Annotated in this window: 22 protein-coding genes and 2 pseudogenes; 15 read left to right on the forward strand and 9 right to left on the reverse strand. The window is 61.9% G+C overall.

The window, feature by feature from the left end:
* The first annotated feature begins 21 nt into the window (after nt 1–21).
* From GL300_RS20290 to GL300_RS20315, 6 genes are all read left to right on the forward strand, one after another.
* Nucleotides 22–1,125, forward strand: a complete 1,104-nt coding sequence (locus GL300_RS20290) for an ABC transporter substrate-binding protein (protein ID WP_155041520.1) — start codon at nt 22–24, stop codon at nt 1,123–1,125.
* 22 nt (nt 1,126–1,147) lie between these two features.
* Nucleotides 1,148–2,248, forward strand: coding sequence for an ABC transporter substrate-binding protein (locus GL300_RS20295; protein ID WP_246195269.1), 1,101 nt, complete (start codon nt 1,148–1,150; stop codon nt 2,246–2,248).
* 60 nt (nt 2,249–2,308) lie between these two features.
* Nucleotides 2,309–3,151: an inositol monophosphatase family protein gene (locus GL300_RS20300; RefSeq protein ID WP_211595246.1), complete on the forward strand. Its 843-nt coding sequence runs from the start codon at nt 2,309–2,311 to the stop codon at nt 3,149–3,151.
* A gap of 84 nt (nt 3,152–3,235) precedes the next feature.
* Nucleotides 3,236–4,081: an inositol monophosphatase family protein gene (locus tag GL300_RS20305; RefSeq protein WP_155041523.1), complete on the forward strand. Its 846-nt coding sequence runs from the start codon at nt 3,236–3,238 to the stop codon at nt 4,079–4,081.
* Entirely contained in the window at nt 4,078–4,707 is a 630-nt protein-coding gene (locus GL300_RS20310) for a dual specificity protein phosphatase family protein (protein ID WP_155041524.1), read from the forward strand. The genes GL300_RS20305 and GL300_RS20310 overlap by 4 nt, the downstream gene beginning before the upstream one ends.
* Complete coding sequence (locus GL300_RS20315) at nt 4,704–6,284, forward strand: metallophosphoesterase (RefSeq protein ID WP_170297749.1); 1,581 nt, start codon at nt 4,704–4,706, stop codon at nt 6,282–6,284. The genes GL300_RS20310 and GL300_RS20315 overlap by 4 nt, the downstream gene beginning before the upstream one ends.
* A gap of 3 nt (nt 6,285–6,287) precedes the next feature.
* Here GL300_RS20315 and GL300_RS20320 read toward each other — a convergent pair whose 3' ends face one another.
* Nucleotides 6,288–7,325, reverse strand: coding sequence for a LacI family DNA-binding transcriptional regulator (locus GL300_RS20320; RefSeq protein ID WP_343043135.1), 1,038 nt, complete (start codon nt 7,323–7,325; stop codon nt 6,288–6,290).
* A 192-nt stretch (nt 7,326–7,517) separates the two neighbouring features.
* Here GL300_RS20320 and GL300_RS20325 point away from each other — a divergent pair, with 192 nt between their 5' ends.
* Nucleotides 7,518–9,203, forward strand: coding sequence for a Na/Pi cotransporter family protein (locus GL300_RS20325; RefSeq protein ID WP_343043136.1), 1,686 nt, complete (start codon nt 7,518–7,520; stop codon nt 9,201–9,203).
* A 1,733-nt stretch (nt 9,204–10,936) separates the two neighbouring features.
* Here GL300_RS20325 and GL300_RS27505 read toward each other — a convergent pair.
* From GL300_RS27505 to GL300_RS20345, 4 genes and pseudogenes are all read right to left on the reverse strand, one after another.
* Nucleotides 10,937–11,275 (reverse strand): histidine phosphatase family protein, encoded by a 339-nt coding sequence (locus tag GL300_RS27505; RefSeq protein WP_155041526.1) that lies wholly within the window; start codon nt 11,273–11,275, stop codon nt 10,937–10,939.
* A 618-nt stretch (nt 11,276–11,893) separates the two neighbouring features.
* Nucleotides 11,894–12,142: pseudogene (locus tag GL300_RS20335) on the reverse strand (TOBE domain-containing protein); the annotation flags it as partial.
* Complete coding sequence (locus GL300_RS27310) at nt 12,141–12,377, reverse strand: ATP-binding cassette domain-containing protein (protein WP_343043137.1); 237 nt, start codon at nt 12,375–12,377, stop codon at nt 12,141–12,143. The pseudogene GL300_RS20335 and the gene GL300_RS27310, both read right to left, overlap by 2 nt.
* A 151-nt stretch (nt 12,378–12,528) precedes the next feature.
* Complete coding sequence (locus GL300_RS20345; protein ID WP_155041528.1) at nt 12,529–13,137, reverse strand: ABC transporter permease family protein; 609 nt, start codon at nt 13,135–13,137, stop codon at nt 12,529–12,531.
* 395 nt (nt 13,138–13,532) lie between these two features.
* Between GL300_RS20345 and GL300_RS27510 the strand changes: the two genes are divergently transcribed.
* The 4 genes from GL300_RS27510 to GL300_RS20365 all read left to right on the forward strand — a co-directional run bounded on the left by GL300_RS27510 (nt 13,533) and on the right by GL300_RS20365 (nt 15,111).
* Entirely contained in the window at nt 13,533–13,637 is a 105-nt protein-coding gene (locus GL300_RS27510) for a DeoR family transcriptional regulator (protein WP_425495930.1), read from the forward strand.
* Between the two features lie 224 nt (nt 13,638–13,861).
* On the forward strand, nt 13,862–14,218 hold the full coding sequence (locus tag GL300_RS20355) for a DeoR/GlpR family DNA-binding transcription regulator (protein WP_155041530.1): 357 nt from the start codon (nt 13,862–13,864) through the stop codon (nt 14,216–14,218).
* A 79-nt stretch (nt 14,219–14,297) separates the two neighbouring features.
* Nucleotides 14,298–14,765, forward strand: coding sequence for a CYTH domain-containing protein (locus GL300_RS20360; protein WP_170297751.1), 468 nt, complete (start codon nt 14,298–14,300; stop codon nt 14,763–14,765).
* Between the two features lie 184 nt (nt 14,766–14,949).
* Nucleotides 14,950–15,111 carry a hypothetical protein gene (locus tag GL300_RS20365; RefSeq protein WP_155041532.1) on the forward strand — a complete coding sequence of 54 codons (162 nt, stop codon included), beginning with the start codon at nt 14,950–14,952 and terminating at the stop codon, nt 15,109–15,111.
* 252 nt (nt 15,112–15,363) lie between these two features.
* Here the strand turns inward: GL300_RS20365 and GL300_RS20370 are convergent, their stop codons facing one another.
* Both GL300_RS20370 and GL300_RS26830 read right to left on the reverse strand, forming a co-directional pair.
* Nucleotides 15,364–15,813 (reverse strand): metal ABC transporter solute-binding protein, Zn/Mn family, encoded by a 450-nt coding sequence (locus GL300_RS20370; RefSeq protein WP_155041533.1) that lies wholly within the window; start codon nt 15,811–15,813, stop codon nt 15,364–15,366.
* Between the two features lie 215 nt (nt 15,814–16,028).
* A complete protein-coding gene (locus tag GL300_RS26830) occupies nt 16,029–16,193 on the reverse strand; it encodes a hypothetical protein (RefSeq protein ID WP_246195270.1) in 165 nt (54 codons plus the stop codon).
* 91 nt (nt 16,194–16,284) lie between these two features.
* Here GL300_RS26830 and GL300_RS20380 point away from each other — a divergent pair, with 91 nt between their 5' ends.
* The 4 genes and pseudogenes from GL300_RS20380 to GL300_RS20395 all read left to right on the forward strand — a co-directional run bounded on the left by GL300_RS20380 (nt 16,285) and on the right by GL300_RS20395 (nt 17,737).
* The gene (locus GL300_RS20380; RefSeq protein WP_155041534.1) at nt 16,285–16,542 is read left to right on the forward strand and encodes a hypothetical protein; all 258 of its coding nucleotides are present in this window, start codon (nt 16,285–16,287) and stop codon (nt 16,540–16,542) included.
* Between the two features lie 52 nt (nt 16,543–16,594).
* Nucleotides 16,595–16,822: a hypothetical protein gene (locus GL300_RS20385; RefSeq protein WP_155041535.1), complete on the forward strand. Its 228-nt coding sequence runs from the start codon at nt 16,595–16,597 to the stop codon at nt 16,820–16,822.
* On the forward strand, nt 16,749–17,021 hold the full coding sequence (locus GL300_RS20390) for a hypothetical protein (RefSeq protein WP_155041536.1): 273 nt from the start codon (nt 16,749–16,751) through the stop codon (nt 17,019–17,021). The genes GL300_RS20385 and GL300_RS20390 overlap by 74 nt, the downstream gene beginning before the upstream one ends.
* A 5-nt stretch (nt 17,022–17,026) precedes the next feature.
* Nucleotides 17,027–17,737: pseudogene (locus GL300_RS20395) on the forward strand (TonB-dependent receptor domain-containing protein).
* A 93-nt stretch (nt 17,738–17,830) separates the two neighbouring features.
* Here GL300_RS20395 and GL300_RS26430 read toward each other — a convergent pair.
* Complete coding sequence (locus tag GL300_RS26430) at nt 17,831–18,370, reverse strand: glyoxalase superfamily protein (RefSeq protein WP_155041538.1); 540 nt, start codon at nt 18,368–18,370, stop codon at nt 17,831–17,833.
* 205 nt (nt 18,371–18,575) lie between these two features.
* Complete coding sequence (locus tag GL300_RS20405; RefSeq protein WP_155041539.1) at nt 18,576–19,448, reverse strand: LysR substrate-binding domain-containing protein; 873 nt, start codon at nt 19,446–19,448, stop codon at nt 18,576–18,578.
* Nucleotides 19,449–19,508: the final 60 nt, after the last annotated feature.

The raw sequence follows: 19,508 nt of genomic DNA on the forward strand, positions 1-19,508 counted from the left end.
CCGTTCAAACGAGGGAGGGGAATGATGAAGACATACCTGATTTCGGCTCTGGCACTGACGATGGGGCTGGGCGCGGCACATGCCGAGGAATTCGATCTGAACGCGCTGATCGAGGCGGCGAAATCCGAACCGCCGCTGACGGTCTACGACTCGACCGGAAAAATCACCGACATGGCCGAGGGCTTCGCCGCCAAATATGGGTTGCAGGCGACGGGCACCAAGACCAAGGCCACCGCCCAGCTGGAAACCATCATCCGCGAGGTGCAGGCCGGCAATGTGCAGACAGATGTGTCCTTCATCTCGGATGTGCCGGCGACCATCGGTCAGCTGCTGCCCGGAGGTTTCGCCGAAAGCTGGGTGCCGCCGGATCTGGCCAATGACATCGCCGCCGAGGCACGCGATCCGCTGCTGGTGGTGTCCAGCCCGAACGTCCTGACCTTCAACACCGCGCTGTCAAAGACTTGCCCGATCACCAATATCTGGCAACTGACCGAGCCGGAATGGAAGGGCAAGGTCGCGATGCAGGACCCGCTGGGCAAGCCGTCCTATACCGACTGGTTCAACCAGATGCGCAGCCATGCCGATGAAAAAATCGCCGCTGCCTATGAAAAACAATATGGCAAGCCGCTGGGAACGGAATTCCCCAGCGCGACCGAAGCCTTCGTTGCCGCCTTGGCCAAGAACGGCCCGCTGCTGACCGATTCCGACAGCGCCGCCGCCGAGGCGGTGGCAGCGCCGGGCCAGACCCAGCCCTTTGTCGGCCTGGTCTCGGCCGCGAAGTTCCGTGACAATGCCGGCAGTGGCTTCACGCTGGGCCTGTGCCACGGCGTCGATCCGATCATCGGTTTCTCGAATGCCACCGTCGCGGTGATCGTGAAGGGCACCGACAGCCCGAATGCCGCCAAGCTGTTCATCCATTACGCCATGACCGCCGAGGGCATCGCCCCGCAGGCCGAGGATGGCAAGGTCTCGTCGAACCGCACCGTCGGTCTGCCGCAGAACGAACCCTCGGGCATTGGCGCGCATATGGACGAAGTGCTGGCCTATATCCCGTCCTCGGGTTTGCAGGATTGGGACACCCGGCAGGATTGGCAGGATTTCTGGCGGCTGAACTATGTGCGCTGACCTTGGCTTTGGGGAGATGCTTATGAAAAAACTGCAGTTATCCGCCCTGTCGCTGCTGCTGGCCACCGGCCCCGCCTTGGCCGAGCCGTTTGATCTGAACGCCTTGATCGCTGCGGCAAAGTCTGAGCCGCCAATCACCATCTATGACAGCACCGGCAAGATCGTCGACATGGCCGAAGCCTTCAGCGCGAAATACGGGTTGAAGGCGACCGGCCAGAAGGTCAGCGCCAACAGCCAGCTGGAAATGCTGATCCGAGAGGCGCAGGCCGGCAATATTCAGGGCGATGTGGCGCTGCTGACCGACACGCCCGCCGCCATCGCCCAGCTTTTGCCGACCAATGTCCTGCACAGCTGGGTACCTGCAGATCTTGAACCCGACATCCCGGAATCCTATCGCAGCCCGCTGGCGATTTCGACCAATGCCAATGTGTGGGCCTATAACACCGAAAAATATCCCGAATGCCCGGTCACCAATATCTGGCAGCTGACCGAGCCGGAATGGCGGGGCAAGGTCGTGCTGATCGATCCTCTGACCAAGGGCACCTATACCGACTGGTTCAACCAGATGGCCCTGCATGGCGAGGATGCGCTGAAGGCGGCCTATCAGGCGCAGTATGGCAAGCCGCTGGCCAGCGACCAGCCCTCGGCGGCGGCGGCTTGGCTGGCGGCCATGGGGGCCAATGCGCCGCTGATGGCGGACGGCGACGACCGCGTATCAGAAGCGGTCGGCGCCCCGGGTCAGCCCGAGCCGTTCATGGGCCTGCTGAGTTCGGCCAAGTTTCGCGACAATGCCGACAAGGGTTATCGGCTGGGGCTTTGCACCGGAATGAATCCTTGGGTCGGCTGGTCCTATAGCAAGCTGGGGCTGATCGCCTCGGGGACCGACAGTCCGAATGCGGCCAAGCTGTTCATCCATTACGTGCTGACCGAGGAAGGGATCATGCCGCAGATGATGGACGGCAAGATGCCAACCAGCGCCAAGATCGCCCTGCCGCAGGACGAGCCCTCGGGGCTGGCCCAGCATCTGGCCGATCTGTTCCCCTATGATGCCAAGACCGGGATGGAGGATTGGGACAGTCGGCAGGATTGGCAGGATTTCTGGCGCGTCCATCACACGCGTTAGCCACAGTTGACCGGCGGGCCGGGACGGTCCCGGCCCCCAGATCCAAACAATGGGCAGATGATGAACGACCATATCCTGCAGGCTGCCATCTCGGCCAGTCGCCTTGCGGCACCCGAACTTCTTGCGGCTTTCCGGGGAAGGATCGAGGTGGATTTCAAGGTGGACCGCCATGACCCGGTGACCATCCATGACCGCCGCGCCGAGGCGATGATCCGCGACAGCATCTTTCGCGCGATCCCCGATTCCACCTTCATGGGCGAGGAAGGCGGCACCACCGGCGATGGTGAGGTGAAATGGTTCGTCGACCCGATCGACGGCACCTCGAATTTCGCAAGCGGGATTGCCTTCTGGTGCATCTCGGTGGGTGCGGTGGTCGGTGGCAAGGTAGTCGCGGGCGCAATCTATGATCCGGTTGCCGACAACCTGTTCACCGCCTCCAGCGCCGGGGCTTGGCTGAACGGCAAGCCGCTGCGCAGCATTGATGCCCCTGCCGAGGAAAATGCCACGCTGATCTGCGGCTATCCGGTGACCCGCGATTTCCGGCTGGACGGGACCGAGCTGTCCTTGCAGCGCTTCGGGCGCATGGTCCAGACGGTAGCCACCCTGCGTCGCCCCGGCAGCGCGGCATTGTCGCTGGCTCATGTCGCCGCCGGCTGGGTCGATGCAGCGGCGGGCTTTGGGGCCAATCCTTGGGATGTCACGGCGGGCATTCTGATCGTCGAGCGGGCGGGCGGGCGTTATCTGCCGTTCTCGATGGGAAAATGCAGCGACAATGCCCCGGCCTATGAGCATCCCGGCTATCTGGCCCTGCGTGGCGGGGCCGATTATCCGACGCTGAAATCCATCGCGACCGAGATTTCCCGGCATCGGGCCACCAGCCGGCCCATGGCCACGCAGGACTGAACAGAGATGGCGCAGGCCAAGCTGCAAATAGGGTTGCACTGCTGTGCAAATCCAGCGAAGACGATGTCATAAAAGGGCGAATGCATGACACTTGACACCGAAGCCATCGACCGCCGCGAAGCCTTTCTGCTTGAGCTGCTGACATCCGCGGCGCTGCTGGCCAAGGAGGGCTTTTCGCGGCAGGTCGGGCAGCCCGTCGGCATGAAGGGCCCGCAGGATTATCTGACCGAAACCGATGGCATGGTCGAGGCTCATATCCGCAGCCGCATCGCCGAGACCTTCCCCGAAGACGGGTTTCTGGGCGAGGAAACCGGCGGTCGCCCCGGCAGTCAGGCTTGGGTGGTCGATCCCATCGACGGCACCGCGAATTTCGCCCGCGTCATCCCGCATTTCTGCATCTCGATCGCCTTCGTGGCGAATGGCGAGGTGCAGCTGGGCGCGATCGTGAACCCGATCCTCGATGAGGTCTATCTGGCCCGCAAGGACCGGGGCGCGCGGATGAACGGCAAGCCGATTCATGTTTCGGCGACGGCAGATGTGACGGCGACTTCATTTGAAATGGGCTGGTCAAACCGCCGCCCGACGCTGGACTATATCACCGCCGTATCGACCCTGTTCGAGGCGGGCAGCAATGTGCGACGGGGGGCCTGCGGCGCGCTTGGTCTGGCCTATGTCGCCGATGGCCGCAGCGACGGCTATGCCGAATTGCACATGAATTCATGGGATTGCCTTGCCGGTCTGCTGCTGGTGCGCGAGGCGGGCGGGGTCACCGGCCCGTTCCTGTCGCTGGGCGGGCTGACCGAGGGCGCGCCGGTTCTGGCCGCCAATCCGCATGTGGCACAACTGCTGTCGCGATCAACCGGGATCGCGCTGCTGGCCGGACCAGATCTGCTTGCGCAAGACGAAGAAGGATTGTTGAGGACCGCATGAGTGACAAACCCACACGGCATCACGACCGCCCGCTGATCAGCCCCGTTTATGAAAACCTGCCCGGCTACGGCATCGATCTGTATGTCGGCGGGCGCGAGGGGGCCTCGGATGTGGCCCTGCTGCGCGCCAATGGCATCAGCACGGTGCTGAATTGCGCGGTGAACCTTGATTTCAACTATGTCCCGGTCCCCGATGAGGTCTCGCATGACAGTCGGGTCGATTATGGCCCGGCGCTGATCCGCTATTACAAGCTGGGCATCGTCGATGGGCCGGGCAATCCCGATACGATGATGCTGGCTGGTTACTACCAGCTGCGCGGTGCGCTGGATCAGGTGATGCCGGACAAGCCCAGCTATCCGTTGCGCGAGCGCGGCAATGTCTTGGTGAATTGCCGGGCCGGACGTTCGCGTTCGGTCATTCTGGTGGCGCTGTTTCTGCATCTGCATTTGCCCAAGGAATTCCCGACCCTGAATTCTGCCATCGACCATGTCCGCGTGAAACGCGAGCTGCATCCGGACGAATGGCATGAAACGCCAAAACCCATGCTGATCGCCGCCGCCGAGCGCACGGCGCGCTGGGTGCATCTGATCGAGGCCGCGCGCGCCGGGGACGAGGCCGCCGCGTGATCCGCATTGCTGTGATTGCCGATCCGCATGTCCATGACTGCGGCTGGCGACCCGAGGGGGCAGGTCTTGACGCGGCGATCCGCAGCTTTGGCGATACGCTGGCCTCGACACGGGTGTTCAATGAAAGCATTCCGGCCTTTCGCGCGGCGTTGGACTGCGCGGTCGCGGAAGGGGCCAAGCTGGTGCTGCTGGTCGGCGATCTGACCGATGATGGGCAGGCACCGAATATCGCGGCCGCTGTGGCGCTGATCGCTGAATATCGCGACCGGCATGGGCTACGGGTTCTGGCGACGCCGGGCAATCACGATTTCTTCGCCTTGCACGGGCGGCCACAGAAAAAGACCTTTCTGACCGCCGATGGCACGCCGCAAACCTTATGCAGCACCGATTGCCCCGAGGCGGCGACGCTGGGCATGGATGCGGCGCTGCGCCGGATGCAGCATCTGGGCTATCGGCCCGAGCCGGGCGATATGCATTGGGAAAGCCCCTTCGGCACCGACCCTGATTTCGCGGCGCGAACCTATCTTGTGCCCAGCCCGGATGGTGGCACCAGCTGCCGGATGGTCGACGCCTCCTATCTGGTTGAGCCGGTCGAAGGGCTTTGGGTCCTGTCCATTGACAGCAATGTCAGCGTGCCGCGGGATAATGCGCAGGATTTCACGGACCCCGCTGCCTTTCACGACGCGACCGATGGCGGCTGGCCGACGGTGCTGCGTCACCGGGCACATCTGCTGCCGTGGATGCGCGATGTGGCGGCGCGGGCCAAGGCGGGCGGCAAGCAATTGGTGGCGTTTTCGCATTATCCGGTGCTGGACGTGCTGGCCGGCACTGGCAGCGATGAATTGCGGATCTTTGGCCCGACCGGGCTGGCCCGCCGCACCCCGCCGTCAGTGGTGGCCGAGGCCGTTGCCGCGACCGGTGTGCCGCTTCATTTCTCGGGTCATCTGCACGTGAATGATACGGCTTTTCACCCTTATGGGGGCCGGGGTCTGTTCAATATCTCGGTCCCCTCTCCGGTCGGTTTCTGCCCGGCGATGAAGATCGTCGATCTGGATGGCGACCGGGTGACGATCCGCAGCCTGCCGTTGTCGCAGGTGCCCGGCCATGATCTGGCATTCGCCGCGTATCGGGCCGAAGCCGGGGCCTCAGTCGGGCCTGCGATGCATGCTGCGGATCATGGCGCGTTTCTGGACCATCACTTGGTAGAACTGGTCCGTGGCCGCTACGTCCCGCGCGAATGGCCTGCGGAAATGGCGGAATTCGTGGATAATGCCCGCGTCGACGACCTGCTGGCGCTGCTGGGCGTGCCGCTGGCCGATGCCCCGGATCTGACCATGTGGCAGCTGGTCGAGGACTGGTATCGCCTGCGCAAAGCCGGGACGCTGGCCGAAGCCTATGTCGCCCCCGAGCGTTTGGACTTTTACCGACGGCTTTGCGAAAGTATTCCGCCAGGGTCTGACAACAGCCTTGCGGGCCGCTTCTTGGTACTGCTGCGGATACTGCGCGGCTATCTGGGCAGGCTGCCGAATGGTGATTTCACCTTGGATATGCGCGACCTGTCGGTCAGGGGCAGTTGATCCTCAGGGCCGGACGGTCTTGCGCCAGACGACATGGACCGGGAAGCGGACTTTGGCCGGGCCGCCCTCGTCCTCATCCAGCATTTCGGCGATGTAGTCGGCGATTTCGGCGATGGGCTGGCGGAAGGTGGTCAGGTCATAGCCCAGCCAGGACGCCGCCGAGATGTCGTCAAAGCCGATGACGCAGATATCCTCGGGGATGCGCAGCCGAAACTCGATCCGGGTCGCGTCCAGAAAGCCAAGCGCCAGCAGATCGGTGACGCAGAACACCCCGTCCGGTCGGTTCGATCCGGCCAGCAACTGCCGCGCGCTTTCCGCACCCGAGGCATAGCCCGTCGGGCCGGCGCGGCTGACCGCGACCTCGATCCCGGCGCTTTTTGCCGCGGCCACAAAGGCGGTTTCGCGGGCGACAATGCTGGGGGTCCCGGCGGTCGAGCTGACCACGGCCAGCCGCGTGCATCCGGCACGGCGCAGCATGAAACAGGCCTCGGTCGCGGCAGCTTCGTTCTCGATCATCAGGAATTGCGGGCCTTCAATCGCGTCGTCGCGGTTGATCAGGATGACCCGTTGGCCGTTCTCGATGCAGGTTTCGACCAAGGATAGCGGCGGCGCACCTGACACCACAACCGTCGCCTCGGCCCGGTAATTCAACGTCTGGCGCAAGGCGGCCTCGACATTCGCAGGCTGACCGGCGGTATTCAGCACCATCACCACCTTGCCCTTGTCCTGCAGGCGGCGGGTCGCGGCCTCGACAAAGCTGGCTTGGAACGGGGTCTGCATCTCGGCCACGATCAGGCAGACGATCCCGGAGCGGTGATGGATCAACCCACGCGCCAGATGGTTGACGTGGTAGCCCAGCTTTTCCGCAGCGGCGAGCACCTTGGCACGCGTCTCGGGCGAAACGCTGGCCCCATCGGTAAAGGTGCGCGACACCGCCGAGCGGGAAACGCCCGCAACTTCCGCCACCCTGCTGGCGCTGACCGAGGCCTTCCGGGGTTTAAGCTTCGACTTGGCCACCGCAACCTCATACCGGGACTGCACGATATGGCTCCGATCTCGCACGCGGGGTCAGTATCCTGCTTTCCCCCTTTGTTCAGGAAACTTGGCCGAATTGCAAGTCATGCCGTCAGCTTCGACGCAGTTCAGGTGCCGTTTGTGCAAAGATATTGCACTGCTGTGCAGATAGATGCACTGTAACCTGATCCGACCGCCGTCGGAGCGGAGAGCGGCATCGTGCATTCTACCATCCAGCTGATCGACCTTCTGGGCGCTGCGGCGCTGCTGCTTTGGGGGCTGCGCCTGATCAAGACCGGGGTGCTGCGCGCCTATGGCGTGGTCTTGCGGCAATGGCTGGCGCGCGGCGCGGGCAACCGGGTGGCCGCCGCCTTTTGGGGGTTCGTGGCCACGCTTGGCCTGCAATCCAGCACGGCGACGGCGGTCATCATCGCCTCATTCACGGCCCGCGATATTCTGCGGCCGCGGATGGCGCAGGCGATGATGCTGGGGGCCAATCTGGGCACGGCAATCGTTACCCTTATCCTGTCCGCCGATCTGCATTGGATGGCGAGTGCGGCGATCTTTCTGGGGGTACTGGTCCAAAATACCACGGGCTCGAACCGCAACAGGAACATGGGCCGCGCGGTGCTCGGGCTGGGATTCATGCTGTTGGCCCTGCAATTGCTGGGCGCGGTGACCGAGCCGCTGCGCGGATCGCAAACCACCGTCGCCATTTTGTCCGGCCTTGGCAACGCGCCCGCCTTCGCCCTGCTGATCGCGGCCGGGCTGGCCATTCTGGGATCGTCCAGCCTGGCGGTCGTCGTGCTGGTCATGCTGCTGGCCGGGGCCGGAGTCGTCGGGCCGGAACTGGCATTGTGGCTGGTGGCCGGGGCCAATCTGGGCGGCGCCGTGCCGCCTTGGCTGGCCGTCCGCGCGGAAGGCGTGGCAGCGCAGCGGTTGACCTTGGCAAATCTGCTGGTCCGCGCGATCGGCGCATTGGCCGTGCTGGTTCTGGCAGGTCCGATTGCGCGGGGACTGGGCCAAATCCTGACCCAACCCGATCATTTCGTGGTCGGGGCGCATGTCGCCTTCAATCTGGCGCTACTGATCGTTTTCCTGCCGCTGCTGACGCCGATCTCGCGTCTGGCTGAACGGCTGACGCCCGCAACCTCAGGCACTCCGGCATCCCGCAGTCATCTGGATGACAGCCTGCTGTCGATGCCGGAAATGGCCTTGGCCCAGGCCGCGCGTGAAACACTGCGCGTCGGCGATCTGGTCAGCGAGATGCTGGAGCGCACCGTCACGTCCTTGCGCGATTCCGATGAAGCCCCCTTCACCGACATCGCCCGGCTGGAGGAGCAGGTCGATCAGCAGCACGAAGCGATCAAGCTGTATGTCGCCCGCCTATGCCGTGGCGCGCTGGACGAGGATGATGCCCGTCGCGCCGGTGAGATCGTGTCCTATGCCATCAATCTGGAGCATATCGGCGATATCGTCGAAGGTGGCCTTGCCGAGATCGCGGTGAAGAAGGCGCGTAAGAAACTGGCTTTTTCAAACGAAGGTCAGGCCGAGATTGCGGCTTTCTTCCAGCATACTCAGGAAAATCTGCGCATGGCGCAGGCGATTTTCCTGTCGCGCGATGCGACCTTGGCACGGCGTCTGGTGGCCCGCAAGGTCGAAAGCCGCCGGATCGAGGCCGAATCCGCCGAGCACCATTTGCAGCGGATGCGCATCGGCCGGGCCGAGACGTTGGAGACCAGCACCATCCATCTGGACATCCTGCGCGACCTGAAGCGCGTGAACGCCCATATCGCCTCGGTCGCCTATCCCATCCTCGAAGGACTAGGGATGCTGGAGGAAAGTCGGTTGAAAAGTGACGCCATTCTCAAAGCGCGCATTGATGGCCCTGCGGGAAATGCGTGATCCTTACTGTCCTCTGTGGTTGCCGTCCCCGAAGCAAGAGGATTTTGACCGCACGGTCGGCTCCGGAAGATCGCAGCACGGGCTTGCTACTCCTCGCTCTTCGGTGACACGAAGCGCATCTCCGGCTGGCGGGCGGCGCTTACAATCGCTTCGGCATCGGCAGCATCATTTTTCTGCCGTTTCACAAACGACTGAACGTATTGGGTGCTATGAGGCGAGCCTCATGCCCCATCGCTTCAACCTCGCGCACTCAGTAGCTAGAGCTGCCGCAAGCTTCGAAGACCACGAGACAGGGCTGAAGGCCCGACATAAATCCACGAAACTGTTCTCGCGCAAGCTTCTTTCGAAAGAGGAGTTCTCCAGATTTTCTGGCACCGTGAACCTGGGAAGCGCGTTTCGCCAAGTCCATACCGATCACAACATCCTTCATAGACCGTCCTCCCCATGAGCGTGTCGCAGGACCTAAGCATGCTATAGCTGCCTCCTGCGGATAGGGACGGACGGACCCCCAGCTATTCGGTCCGTCCGTGGTGGATGACGACCAGCTTCTTGGCGACGTTATGCCCGGTTCCGCTGGACGGGCACGGATGGGGCCGCAGGTCACGCCCCATCAAGCAGTTCGATGCGGCGCAACACGGGAAACGCGTTCATCCAGATCGCGACGACCGTCAGTGTTCCTATCCCGCTCAACACGTGCCGGTCATCGACGCGGGACCGCCATTGCGCATGGGAAAGAGCGGCTCAGATGCGTCATCTGCATGTCAGTCAGAAAGGCGCGCTCAACGACGATTTCCTTGCGGAGCCTAAATCACGGCAGCCGACTGAAATCAGTTGATCCTGAGCCCCGTGAACAAGCTCATGATAGCGGGGCTATTGGGGGTAGCTCATAGGCCGGAACTCACGCCACGCTGGCAGACGCACTCATCCGAAACATGACCCAAAATACACCTTCAGGGTGTGAGGATAATTTTCCATACACCAACTTAAATTTGTTGCATTTTTATTAAAGAGGTCTGGGATATGAAGTGGCTCATCATCATTAACCTGAGCGTGTCTATTTTCCTCGTATGCCGCTCGCTTCCAGACTGGATCAAAGAGGAGGCAATGAACAGGACAACGGAATCCCTTTACTTTATCGATTACATAGGTCGAACCACTGACCGTACGGATGCTGAAGCCCACAAATAAGGCCAGCTTACCCCCTCATTCTTCAAGGCATGTGCAGGCCAAATCCAGAAATCTTAGGGATATCATAGACCTGGCGTGCATGCTCTGCGCAAGCGGCCAACAGACTTGGCCTCAAAAGCCTCCCGATGCGCATTGCAGGCGGTCAGGCCGACGCCGCACCAGAAGGCAACCACTTAGGCTGGATGATAGACGATATTGACGGCGCTTCGGCCATCGCCTCGTGAAAGGCCATCCAGTGTTTTTCTGCGCCATGAACAAGGCCCCCAAACGAACGGCATAAAAATGGGCGCGGAACGGATAAGACCGGAATGGCAGATGATGATCGGCATTGCCTTTTCGGGGTTCGAAAGACACATGCTCAGGGCGATGCCGCGGCAGGAAAAGAGGTATGCCAGCCTTTGCCATTGGACAGGGTGCCGTCCCGATGTGGCAGTTCGGTGTTCAGGCTATTCTTGAAGTCGCCCCCAGTGCCGTTTGCGCAGACCGGTCACGATGGTCCGCGCGTGCTCAGGAAATGCCGAGCGGGTGGTTTCCAAAGCGCAGTCTTATGGGATGACGTAAAGACGCAGCGAGGTCGGCCATGGCAAATGCGCCGATCTGCGCGCTGAGTTTCGACCCACATCGGTCAACTGTGTCTCGGTGAAAGCCGAGAACCAGCCGCCACGGTTCGCATCGGTCCAACCGTGACGGATCAGGCAGAAACGACGCACCGGGGTCAGAGGAACATTCTTCCGCCTAGGACAACCTCTGCCCCAAGATTGGGCTGAAGCAGGTAATCCTTGGGGCGCGCAGAACAACGGTACCATCCTTTGCGCGCCAAGGTATGGTGAGTATTGCGCGCTGGTCTGGTAGTATTTGCACGCCATGCCAGACCATCCCGGCATGGCGTTCGGCGTGCCCGCGGATCAGGAAGCGGGCCCTGAGGTCTAAAGGTAGGTCAAGAAGGCCCGCCAGCCGGGCATCGTTCCTTAACCTCCCAACTCCAGCATGGTCGCGCAAGCGACGCGGCAGGCCTCGTCAAGGCTGCATCCGCCGCGGGGCAGCAGATGCAGCACCGGCTCGGTCCGAAGGAGGCGTGGGGAACAGCGCCTGAACGCCGACGGGCAGGGCGTTAAGCTCTCGGTCAAGTGCAGCGCCGTACCGGCTGCTGAGGGCGTATTGTGAAGGCGAAACACCGCGACTGCTCGGACCAGTCACCGGAATAGAACAATCCAGACCTGCCCAGAGCGACATGCGGGCAGCAGCAGCCGAGTTGCAACGGGCGGAAGCGACCGTGCGGTCTACGCTGTAGCGTGAATCGGAGGTCCCGCGCGCATTGGATGTACCCCACCTCCGCTATGGTCAACATGGTCATGGGTAATAACGCCGACATCAAGCAGCCAGACCTTTCGCCCGGTCCACAGTCGGATGCATGCTGGCCCCTTTTTACCACGCCCAGCAGGACTTCTACTCAGGACGGATCGGCGCTCCAGAGGGTAATGGCTTAGGTTTCGACGGGTTGATCACGCATGCTTGCTTTCCCGCAGCGGGACCGGAACAGCGTCGCGATCGCGATCGCGATCGCGATCGCGAAAGGCCCAAGGCGCGCGGATTGCCAGATGCAACTCGGTGCCGATTTCGGTGCGGGTCGCGGCATGGTTGATCAGTGTCTCGCCCTCGGTCTCGACAACCAGCCGGAAGCGTCCGCCCTGATAACTACAGGCGCTGACCCGGCCTGTAATCGGGCCGTCCGCATCTATCAGCACCTGTTCAGGCCGGGTGCATAGATGAGTGGGATGCGCAGTCGTGGCCCGCGCCTAGATCCGCTGGCCAAGCGCCTTGACCGCGATGTCCGCCGAGGCCAGCAGTCGCCCGTCCAGCCGTATTTCGCCTGCATCGGCCGTTCGAACCTGCGGCCAGACGCAGAAGCGTGGTCTTGCAGCAACCTGAAGGCCCCAGCAGCACCACGAATTCGCCCGCGCCGACCTCGACGTCGATCCGGTCCAACGCAGTCTGACCGTCGAAAAGCTTCGAGACGCTGCAGAAACTCAGGCCTGCTACGGCGCACTTCCTTTCGGTAGACGAAAGGCAGCCAGTTACACGACTGCCATGAGAGCAATGATCAGCCCTACGATCGATGCAGCGAGGGCCGAGGCCATCACCGTCTTGCCGCTATCCTCAGGGTTGAAGATGACGACGCGCAGCGTCTCGGTCCCGGCGGCCCAGAGCCTGCCGAGAGGTCAGTTCGTTCACGGCAGTCAAGGAACACCAAGATCGCTCCTGCCGCTGCAGCCGGTGCCGCCAAGTGCCGGAAAATGCTGTGCAGCCGTCGGCCAAGGCCCGCGCCGCGGCTGGCCGCAGCCTCCTCCATCGCAGGGTCGAGTTGGCCGACCGACGCCTGCACAGGCCGCAACATCACCACCAAAAAGCGCGAGAGATAGGTCAGAAGGGTAATGGTCAGGGTGCCGTAAAGCGTCAGGTTGATGAACGGAATCCGCAGGAAACTGAGGATGCCAGCGATGGTCAGCACGACGCCCGGCAGCGCATAGGGCAGATCGTCACCACATCCAGTGCACGGGTCGCCTAGCCGGGCCTGCGGGCCATCAACCAAGCCAGCGGCAGCCACGACCATCAGGATCAGCGCAGCCGATCCGGCCAGCAGCAGCGAATTGCCATAGGCCCGCATGGCCACGGGCTGACGGAAAAGGACCTGGTCCCACGCCCGCAGCATCGCCTTTTCAAGCGTCAGAGGTACGCCATAGGCCATTCAAACTCGACGCCGGGATGTGTGGCCTTGAATGCATCGACCGTCTTTTACGCATCCTCGTTGGGCTGCGAGGTGTAAATCCTGAGCACGTCGGCCGATGCTGCGAAGGGCAGCGACAGGGCCAAGGCCAATGCAAGCGCGGAACGGGACCTTGCCAATCTTCTCATGGGATTTTCGTTCGAAAGCTGAACGCGGTATCCGGCATGGCTGGTAACGCCCCGAGATGACGCAGAAATGGCAGTTTTTCTGGTTTAATCTTCAGCCTTGATCGGGAATCGTCGTGGCAGATAATCTGGTCAAAATGACTTTCAAAAAAAATGAATAGCCGCGCAATCGCCCAACGCCATGATCAGATTCCGAACCTCCTGTCGACGCATGGGGAACTGTCAGCCGGCATGCTGGCCGAACGACTGCACGTGAGTGTCCAAACCATTCTCAATGACCTGAGGCAGCTTGACGATGGTGGGCTGATCCGGCGCCGTTACGGTAAGCGCACCTGACGAGACCGACCGAGAATATCTACCGGCCCCGGCAGGCGGTATCGCGCGACAAAAAGGCTCGGATTGGCGCTGTATTGCAGCCATCATTCCCTCACAGGCCAGCGTGGCCCTTGGTACCGGCATGACGGTCGAGGCATGTGCCCGCGCCCTCGGCCAGCACGCGGGGTTGATCGTCTTCACCAACAGCATCCAGGGGACCATGACCTCTCAGGCGGGCACCCGGCGTGACCGTCTCGCTAGCCGGTGGAGCGGTCCTGCTCCGGGGTCTGGATTTCATCGGATCGGAAGGTGTCGAGTTCTTTTCCCGCCTGCGCCCCGATTTTGCGGTGTTCAGCGTGGGCGGGCTGTCCAGAGACGGCGACCTTCTGGACTTCAACATGGCAGAGGTCCGCGCCCGCAAGGCCATTTTCGACTGCGCACGGCATCGGATTCTGGCGATCGATCAGTCCAAGATCGATCGTATCGCCCTTCACGTGGATGGCAAGTTATGGGCGGCCGAGATGGTCATCTGTGGTGGCGTCCTGCCCGCCGAGATCCAAAAGGAAATGCAGGTCTTGGGACGGCGACTGATCAGTTGCTAGCGTATCGAGATTATCGGCCTCTCCGTTGTTTGTTCGCCTTCCACTCTGGGTTAAAATATTGAGAGGCAAGGGGGGAGCCGTGTTCGATATCGAGTTGAAACTGCAGCTTTCACCGCAATCGATTGCAGCCCTCAATAAATCCGAGCTGCTGTCGGAACCGCATGTGCATCGCAGTCAGCACGCAATCTATTTCGATACCGCCGACCATAAGCTGTTTAACGCGGGCATTTCGTTGCGGATACGCAAGGAGGGTGGCCGGCTTGTGCAGACGGTAAAATGTGCCAAGGCAAAGTCGGGTGGCCTTTTCAGGCGCGCGGAATGGGAGATTCTGATTGACGCAGACACCCTGGTCCTCGACGGGGCCACGCCCGTGCGCGACCTGCTTGGCGATCGTCTGGGGACTTGGTGCAACTGTTTCAGATCGATGTTGATCGCTCGCTCTGGGTACTGCAGCGTGAAGGCGCGCAGATTGAGGTTGCGCTGGATAGCGGAGAGATACGTTTGGGCGATCGGCGGTCCGCGATCCATGAATGCGAGTTGGGACTGATCTCCGGCCCGGTCTTGGCGTTGTTTTTCACGGCGAACGAGATTGCGGATCTGTCCGATGTTCGGGTCGGTGTGCTGTCGAAATCCGAACGCGGATAAGTGCTTTCCGACCGCTATCCTGAATATTTCAAACTCGAGACAAGTTGACGTGCGCACTCAAGAACCTTCAGACCAGGCTTGATATTTTGAACGACATCGTGACCGCGCAGAATGTGCTGGCCGAGATGGAGCTTGCAGACCATCCTGTAGCCGCCGCGCTGTTGGAACGCGATCGCATCAAGACCATTCTGATGGCCGCTGCAGACGCCTATGATGATCTGATTGCGACAAAGCAGTTTTGCCGGTGACCGACCCCGGCTCAACGTTGTGATCCGGTTGACAATGCAAGTCGCGGCAGCCCCTTGCGCCGGATTTTGCATGTTGGGGAATGTGTCCGCGCCGAAGCAGCGGTTTCAGGATCAGACCCCGGCATGTCGCAGCGCTTCATTCAAAACCTGCCGGTACGCCCATCGATCCGCTGAGGAATGCTGCTCGCGGGAAATGCTGCGGACAGGCAGGCGGTTCACGACGGTGGTGCCAGTGCCGCGATATTTCTACGATCACGCCAATCGGGTTATCCGTGGGCAGGGGGCAAGATGCATAATCGCGATATCTGCCGCGTTCAGGACACCGGTCAAGGGCTCGGGCAGATCGCGGGCGGTCAGGACGGTTTCAATGCCTTCGGCGTGCAGCCAGTCGACCAGCCTGCTCGCCCGTTCGTGCGACCATTCGCGGGGCGCGGCGATGATGCTGGCGCGCAGGTCCAGTCCCAGATCGGCGGCGAAATAGCCGAACTGTGAGGACAGGGCTTCGATTCCGATGCTGTCGCGCTGGACCAATGTCTTATCGGCTTCGGCTTTCAAGACCAGCAGATCGTGTTTCAGCGCCGAGGGATTGGCGACGATCAGCGCTGCCTTGGACGGTGCCAGTCGCGACAGGTAGCCCGCGACGATCTCGGCTACCTTGCCCAGCCGGGTGGGCGATAGCCATGGCGCCGTTTCCTCGCCCATGCGGCGGCATCGGCTTCAATCCCGACAGGTAATAGGGCGTCCCTGCCATCCTGATTCAGCAAGGCGATGCCTGGCATGGGGTCGTCCAGCGGCCGGGCAGCGTAGATCTCGACGATGCGGATATCGGCGTGACGTGCGGCCGGGTAAAGCGGATCTTCGGGCCAGCGCCTGCGCAGCGGGAGTGATCAGCATAAGGACGGCAAAGGCCAGTATTTTCATGCGCTATCTCCTCTCAAGGCGGGCAGGAAGGCGCGCTGTGCGGCGCAGATCAGGAAGCAGCTACCCGCGACCAGAATGATCGCCGCGCCGGACGGCACCGGCAGGTCGAATTGCATCGGCAGCAGGATGCCCGTGAGCGTGGCGAAGGTGGCGATGCTCACGGGAAGCCACCAGAGCGCGCGACCGTCCGCGCCGCCGCAGGGATGACCGGCAGAGCACCGACCAGAGCCCACGATCTTCAGTTAGGCGACGATGACCAGCATCCCGGTTCAGGCATTTGAAAGCGACGGGATCAACTACTGCTCGCGCGGTTTCCCGATCCACGCCTATCGGTATGGCGGCGTGCCGATCCCGCGCGACGGGGTCTGGCAGTTCGGCGACAACAATGCCGACATGGCGCTGTATGACCATGTGGAAATCGTGCGCGGCGCCACTCGGCCTGATGCAGGGCGTGGTCCATACCGAACGGACCAAGACTTATGCCTCGTTGGAGCATGTGTTCCAGAATGACTGGACTGGGCGTGTGGTGCTGACCTATGCCAGCAACGATTTTGATTCCTAATTGCCCTGGATCAGTGGCGCGCAGGATCGCGAAACCGGACTGGGCATGTCTTCCTGCGCCGCGAAATATGATGGCGGTTACAAGCAGAATTCGATCAACGCGGTGATGAATGGCGATTTCCAGGCTTTGGGCCGCGATCATCAGTTCGTGCTGGGTGCGATGTATTCGGACGGCAAGGGCAAGTATTACGGCTACCTCGACGCTGGCACCGGTCGGCAATGTCTTTGACTGGGACGGCAGCTATCCGCGTCCGCGCCTCTCGGAGAAGGCGACGAACGAATGGACCAGTGATGCCACGCAATACGCGCTGTACGGCACGGTGCAGTTCCGCGCGAGCGACGCGCTGGCCATCCTCGCGGGCATGCGGATCAACTGGCGGGAGGGCAAGGAGACCAGCGCCGGCGCACCGACCTTTGAATACAAGTAGGCGAGATGACGCCCTATCTTGGCTTCACCTATGACATCAACCCTGCCTGGACCGCCTATGGCAGCTGGACCAGCATCTACAAGCCGCAGCTTGTGCAGGATGCCGGCGGCAATTAGCTCGACCCGACCTATGGCTACAACTATGAACTGGGGGTCAAGGCCGGGCTGCTGGACGACGCGATGTATGCCTCGGCGGCGATCTTTCAGACCAACCAGAAGGACGTGGCTGAATATTTGGACTGGGACACGGTCCAGAACCGCAGTATCGACGGCACCGAGACCCGCGGCTTCAGCTTGAGACCGCTGGCGCGCTCAATGATCGCTGGAATGTCTCGGCGGGCCATACTTTCCGCCTTTCCAAGGATGACGACGGTCACTAGCTTTACGCCGACCAGCCGCGCATACCCTGAAGCTTGCCACCGGCTACCGGCTGGCTGGCGTTTTGGAGGACAAGCTGACGCTGGGCGGCGCGATGCGCTGGGAAGCGGCACGGACAGCATGGACTTTGCCTCCGAGGTCGAGCAGCCTAACGTCCATCAGGGCTCCTATGCGGTCTTTTATTTCACCGCCGCCTATGGCGTGACCGAGAAGACCGAGCTGTCGCTGACGGTGAACAACATCCCGAACAAGAAGTATTTCGCCACCATCGGGTTCTACGCCACCGTCGTCTATGGTGATGAGCGTAGTGCCGAACGGACCCTGCGCGCGCGTTTCTGACGCCCTGCCAGCTCTGCCGGACCTTGGATCAAGGCCCGGCAGGAAGACATGCTTGTCATACGATGCAGAATCGGGTGGCGCTGGCGGTGCGGCCTAATCGTCCTGCTCGCAGAAGCGGATGCGGTTTCCGAACGGATCATGGACCTGAAGCTGCAACCCCCATGGCAGCTGCTCAAGCCCCGGCCGACCGTAGGAATACTGTTTCTCGGTCAGTTCGCGATGAAACTCGCGGATATTGGCAGTTGTCACGAAGATGTTCGAGCCGGGACTGGCATCGCTGTGATGCTCGGACAGATGCAGGCTAAGCCCCGACCGCTCGATCCCCATGTAAAGCGGCATGTCGGGCGCGAAGCGATGCTCAAAGACAACCCCGAAGCCAAGGAAATCACAGTAGAACTCTCGGGCCTTGGCCTCGTCGAATATCCGCAGGATCGGGCTGCAGGTCTTGAACCGGAAACCATCGGTTGTCCTGTCCTCGCGCCCGAAAGCCGCCGCCGCCGTGTTCCAGTCTGCGTATCCCATCGCTTTGGACACGAGTTCCATCGCCCGCGAATGGGAAACCTCGGTCCCTTCGCATGCGAGTGCGGCGCGCAATTGGCGCGCCATGGCCTTGGCCTGTTCCGTATTGGTCATTCACCATCTCCTGCCAGTGTGACGGATCGGTGCTCGCATTGCCGAAGAACACTGGACGGGGATAGCGGGATATCGTCCGTGATACTTTCACCAGACCGAAAACGGCGCGAGTGGCAGGCAGCATGAACCCGCCGCCACAGGATCAAACCATCGCGGAGGCGTCAAGCATGCTCGCGATGGTCTCCACGCTGCACTTTGACGATCGCTACGGAAACGCCAGATGCTTGGCGCACCAGCTCCACACTGCTTCGGCGGCATTTTTCGATGACGTGCTGCGCTTGCGGACAAGGAAATAGCTTGGCTCGGTGGCCAGCGCCCGCTCTGCGACCTGCACCAGTCTGCCGGAATTGAGGTCGGCCTGTGCAAATGCGCGACAGGCAAGGGCGATGCCCTGACCTGCCATGGCGGCGTCGAGGGCCAGTGTCGTCTGGTTGAACACGGTCCCAGGCAGGCTGCCGGTGGTACCAAAGAAAAGCGGCCAGAAGTTCTGGGCATCGTGCAGCAGCGGCAGGCCGCGCAGGCGATCGGGGGAGAGGGGCAGGGGCGTGGCGCCAACCAGCTGCGGGCTTGCGACCGCGATCAGTTCCTGCTGGAACAGCAGCCGCGCCTCCAGACCGGCCGGAAAGGGTGGGCGGGTCAGGCGTACGGCGATGTCGACCCGGTCGCGGTCGAAATCCGAAAGCGCCTCGGTCGCGATGATGCGCGGCTCGATCCCGGGCAGGGATTTGGCAAGGTCCGCCAGCCGCGGAATCAGAAGCTTTGTCGCAAAGGTCGGGGTGACGCTGATGGTGACGGCATCAGAGCACGCGGCAAGCTGCCCCGTCGCCTCGGTCAGGATGCCGAAGGCTCGGTTCACTTCGGCCAGATAGGTGGCACCATGTGCGGTCAACGCGACACCGCGCGGCAGACGGTGGAACAGGGGAACGCCAAGGTGCTTTTCCAGCAAACGGACCTGCTGTGCGACGGCACCCTGCGTGACGCCCAACTCGTCGGCGGCGGCGCGGAAATTCAGCTTGCGGCCCGCAACCTTAAAGGCGCGCAAAGAATTCAGCGGCGGCAGACCAGAACGCGAAGGCATGAGGAACCGATAATTTTTCTACAGTCTGGCAGGTTTCCTTCTGGCGCGAAAGATCAGGCG

Source organism: Paracoccus litorisediminis (assembly GCF_009711205.1).
GTDB classification, from domain to species: Bacteria; Pseudomonadota; Alphaproteobacteria; order Rhodobacterales; family Rhodobacteraceae; genus Paracoccus; species Paracoccus litorisediminis.

Excerpts from the sequence above, each read along its gene's own strand:
- GL300_RS20380 (WP_155041534.1), top strand. The coding sequence starts at position 16,285 with ATGACCAGCATCCCGGTTCAGGCATTTGAAAGCGACGGGATCAACTAC.
- GL300_RS20300 (WP_211595246.1), top strand. The coding sequence starts at position 2,309 with ATGAACGACCATATCCTGCAGGCTGCCATCTCGGCCAGTCGCCTTGCG.
- GL300_RS20405 (WP_155041539.1), bottom strand. The coding sequence starts at position 19,448 with ATGCCTTCGCGTTCTGGTCTGCCGCCGCTGAATTCTTTGCGCGCCTTT.
- GL300_RS20370 (WP_155041533.1), bottom strand. The coding sequence starts at position 15,813 with ATGGGCGAGGAAACGGCGCCATGGCTATCGCCCACCCGGCTGGGCAAG.
- GL300_RS20345 (WP_155041528.1), bottom strand. The coding sequence starts at position 13,137 with ATGGCCTATGGCGTACCTCTGACGCTTGAAAAGGCGATGCTGCGGGCG.
- GL300_RS20305 (WP_155041523.1), top strand. The coding sequence starts at position 3,236 with ATGACACTTGACACCGAAGCCATCGACCGCCGCGAAGCCTTTCTGCTT.
- GL300_RS20310 (WP_155041524.1), top strand. The coding sequence starts at position 4,078 with ATGAGTGACAAACCCACACGGCATCACGACCGCCCGCTGATCAGCCCC.
- GL300_RS27510 (WP_425495930.1), top strand. The coding sequence starts at position 13,533 with ATGCTGGCCGAACGACTGCACGTGAGTGTCCAAACCATTCTCAATGAC.
- GL300_RS27505 (WP_155041526.1), bottom strand. The coding sequence starts at position 11,275 with ATGCCGGGATGGTCTGGCATGGCGTGCAAATACTACCAGACCAGCGCG.
- GL300_RS26430 (WP_155041538.1), bottom strand. The coding sequence starts at position 18,370 with ATGACCAATACGGAACAGGCCAAGGCCATGGCGCGCCAATTGCGCGCC.
- GL300_RS20295 (WP_246195269.1), top strand. The coding sequence starts at position 1,148 with ATGAAAAAACTGCAGTTATCCGCCCTGTCGCTGCTGCTGGCCACCGGC.
- GL300_RS20290 (WP_155041520.1), top strand. The coding sequence starts at position 22 with ATGATGAAGACATACCTGATTTCGGCTCTGGCACTGACGATGGGGCTG.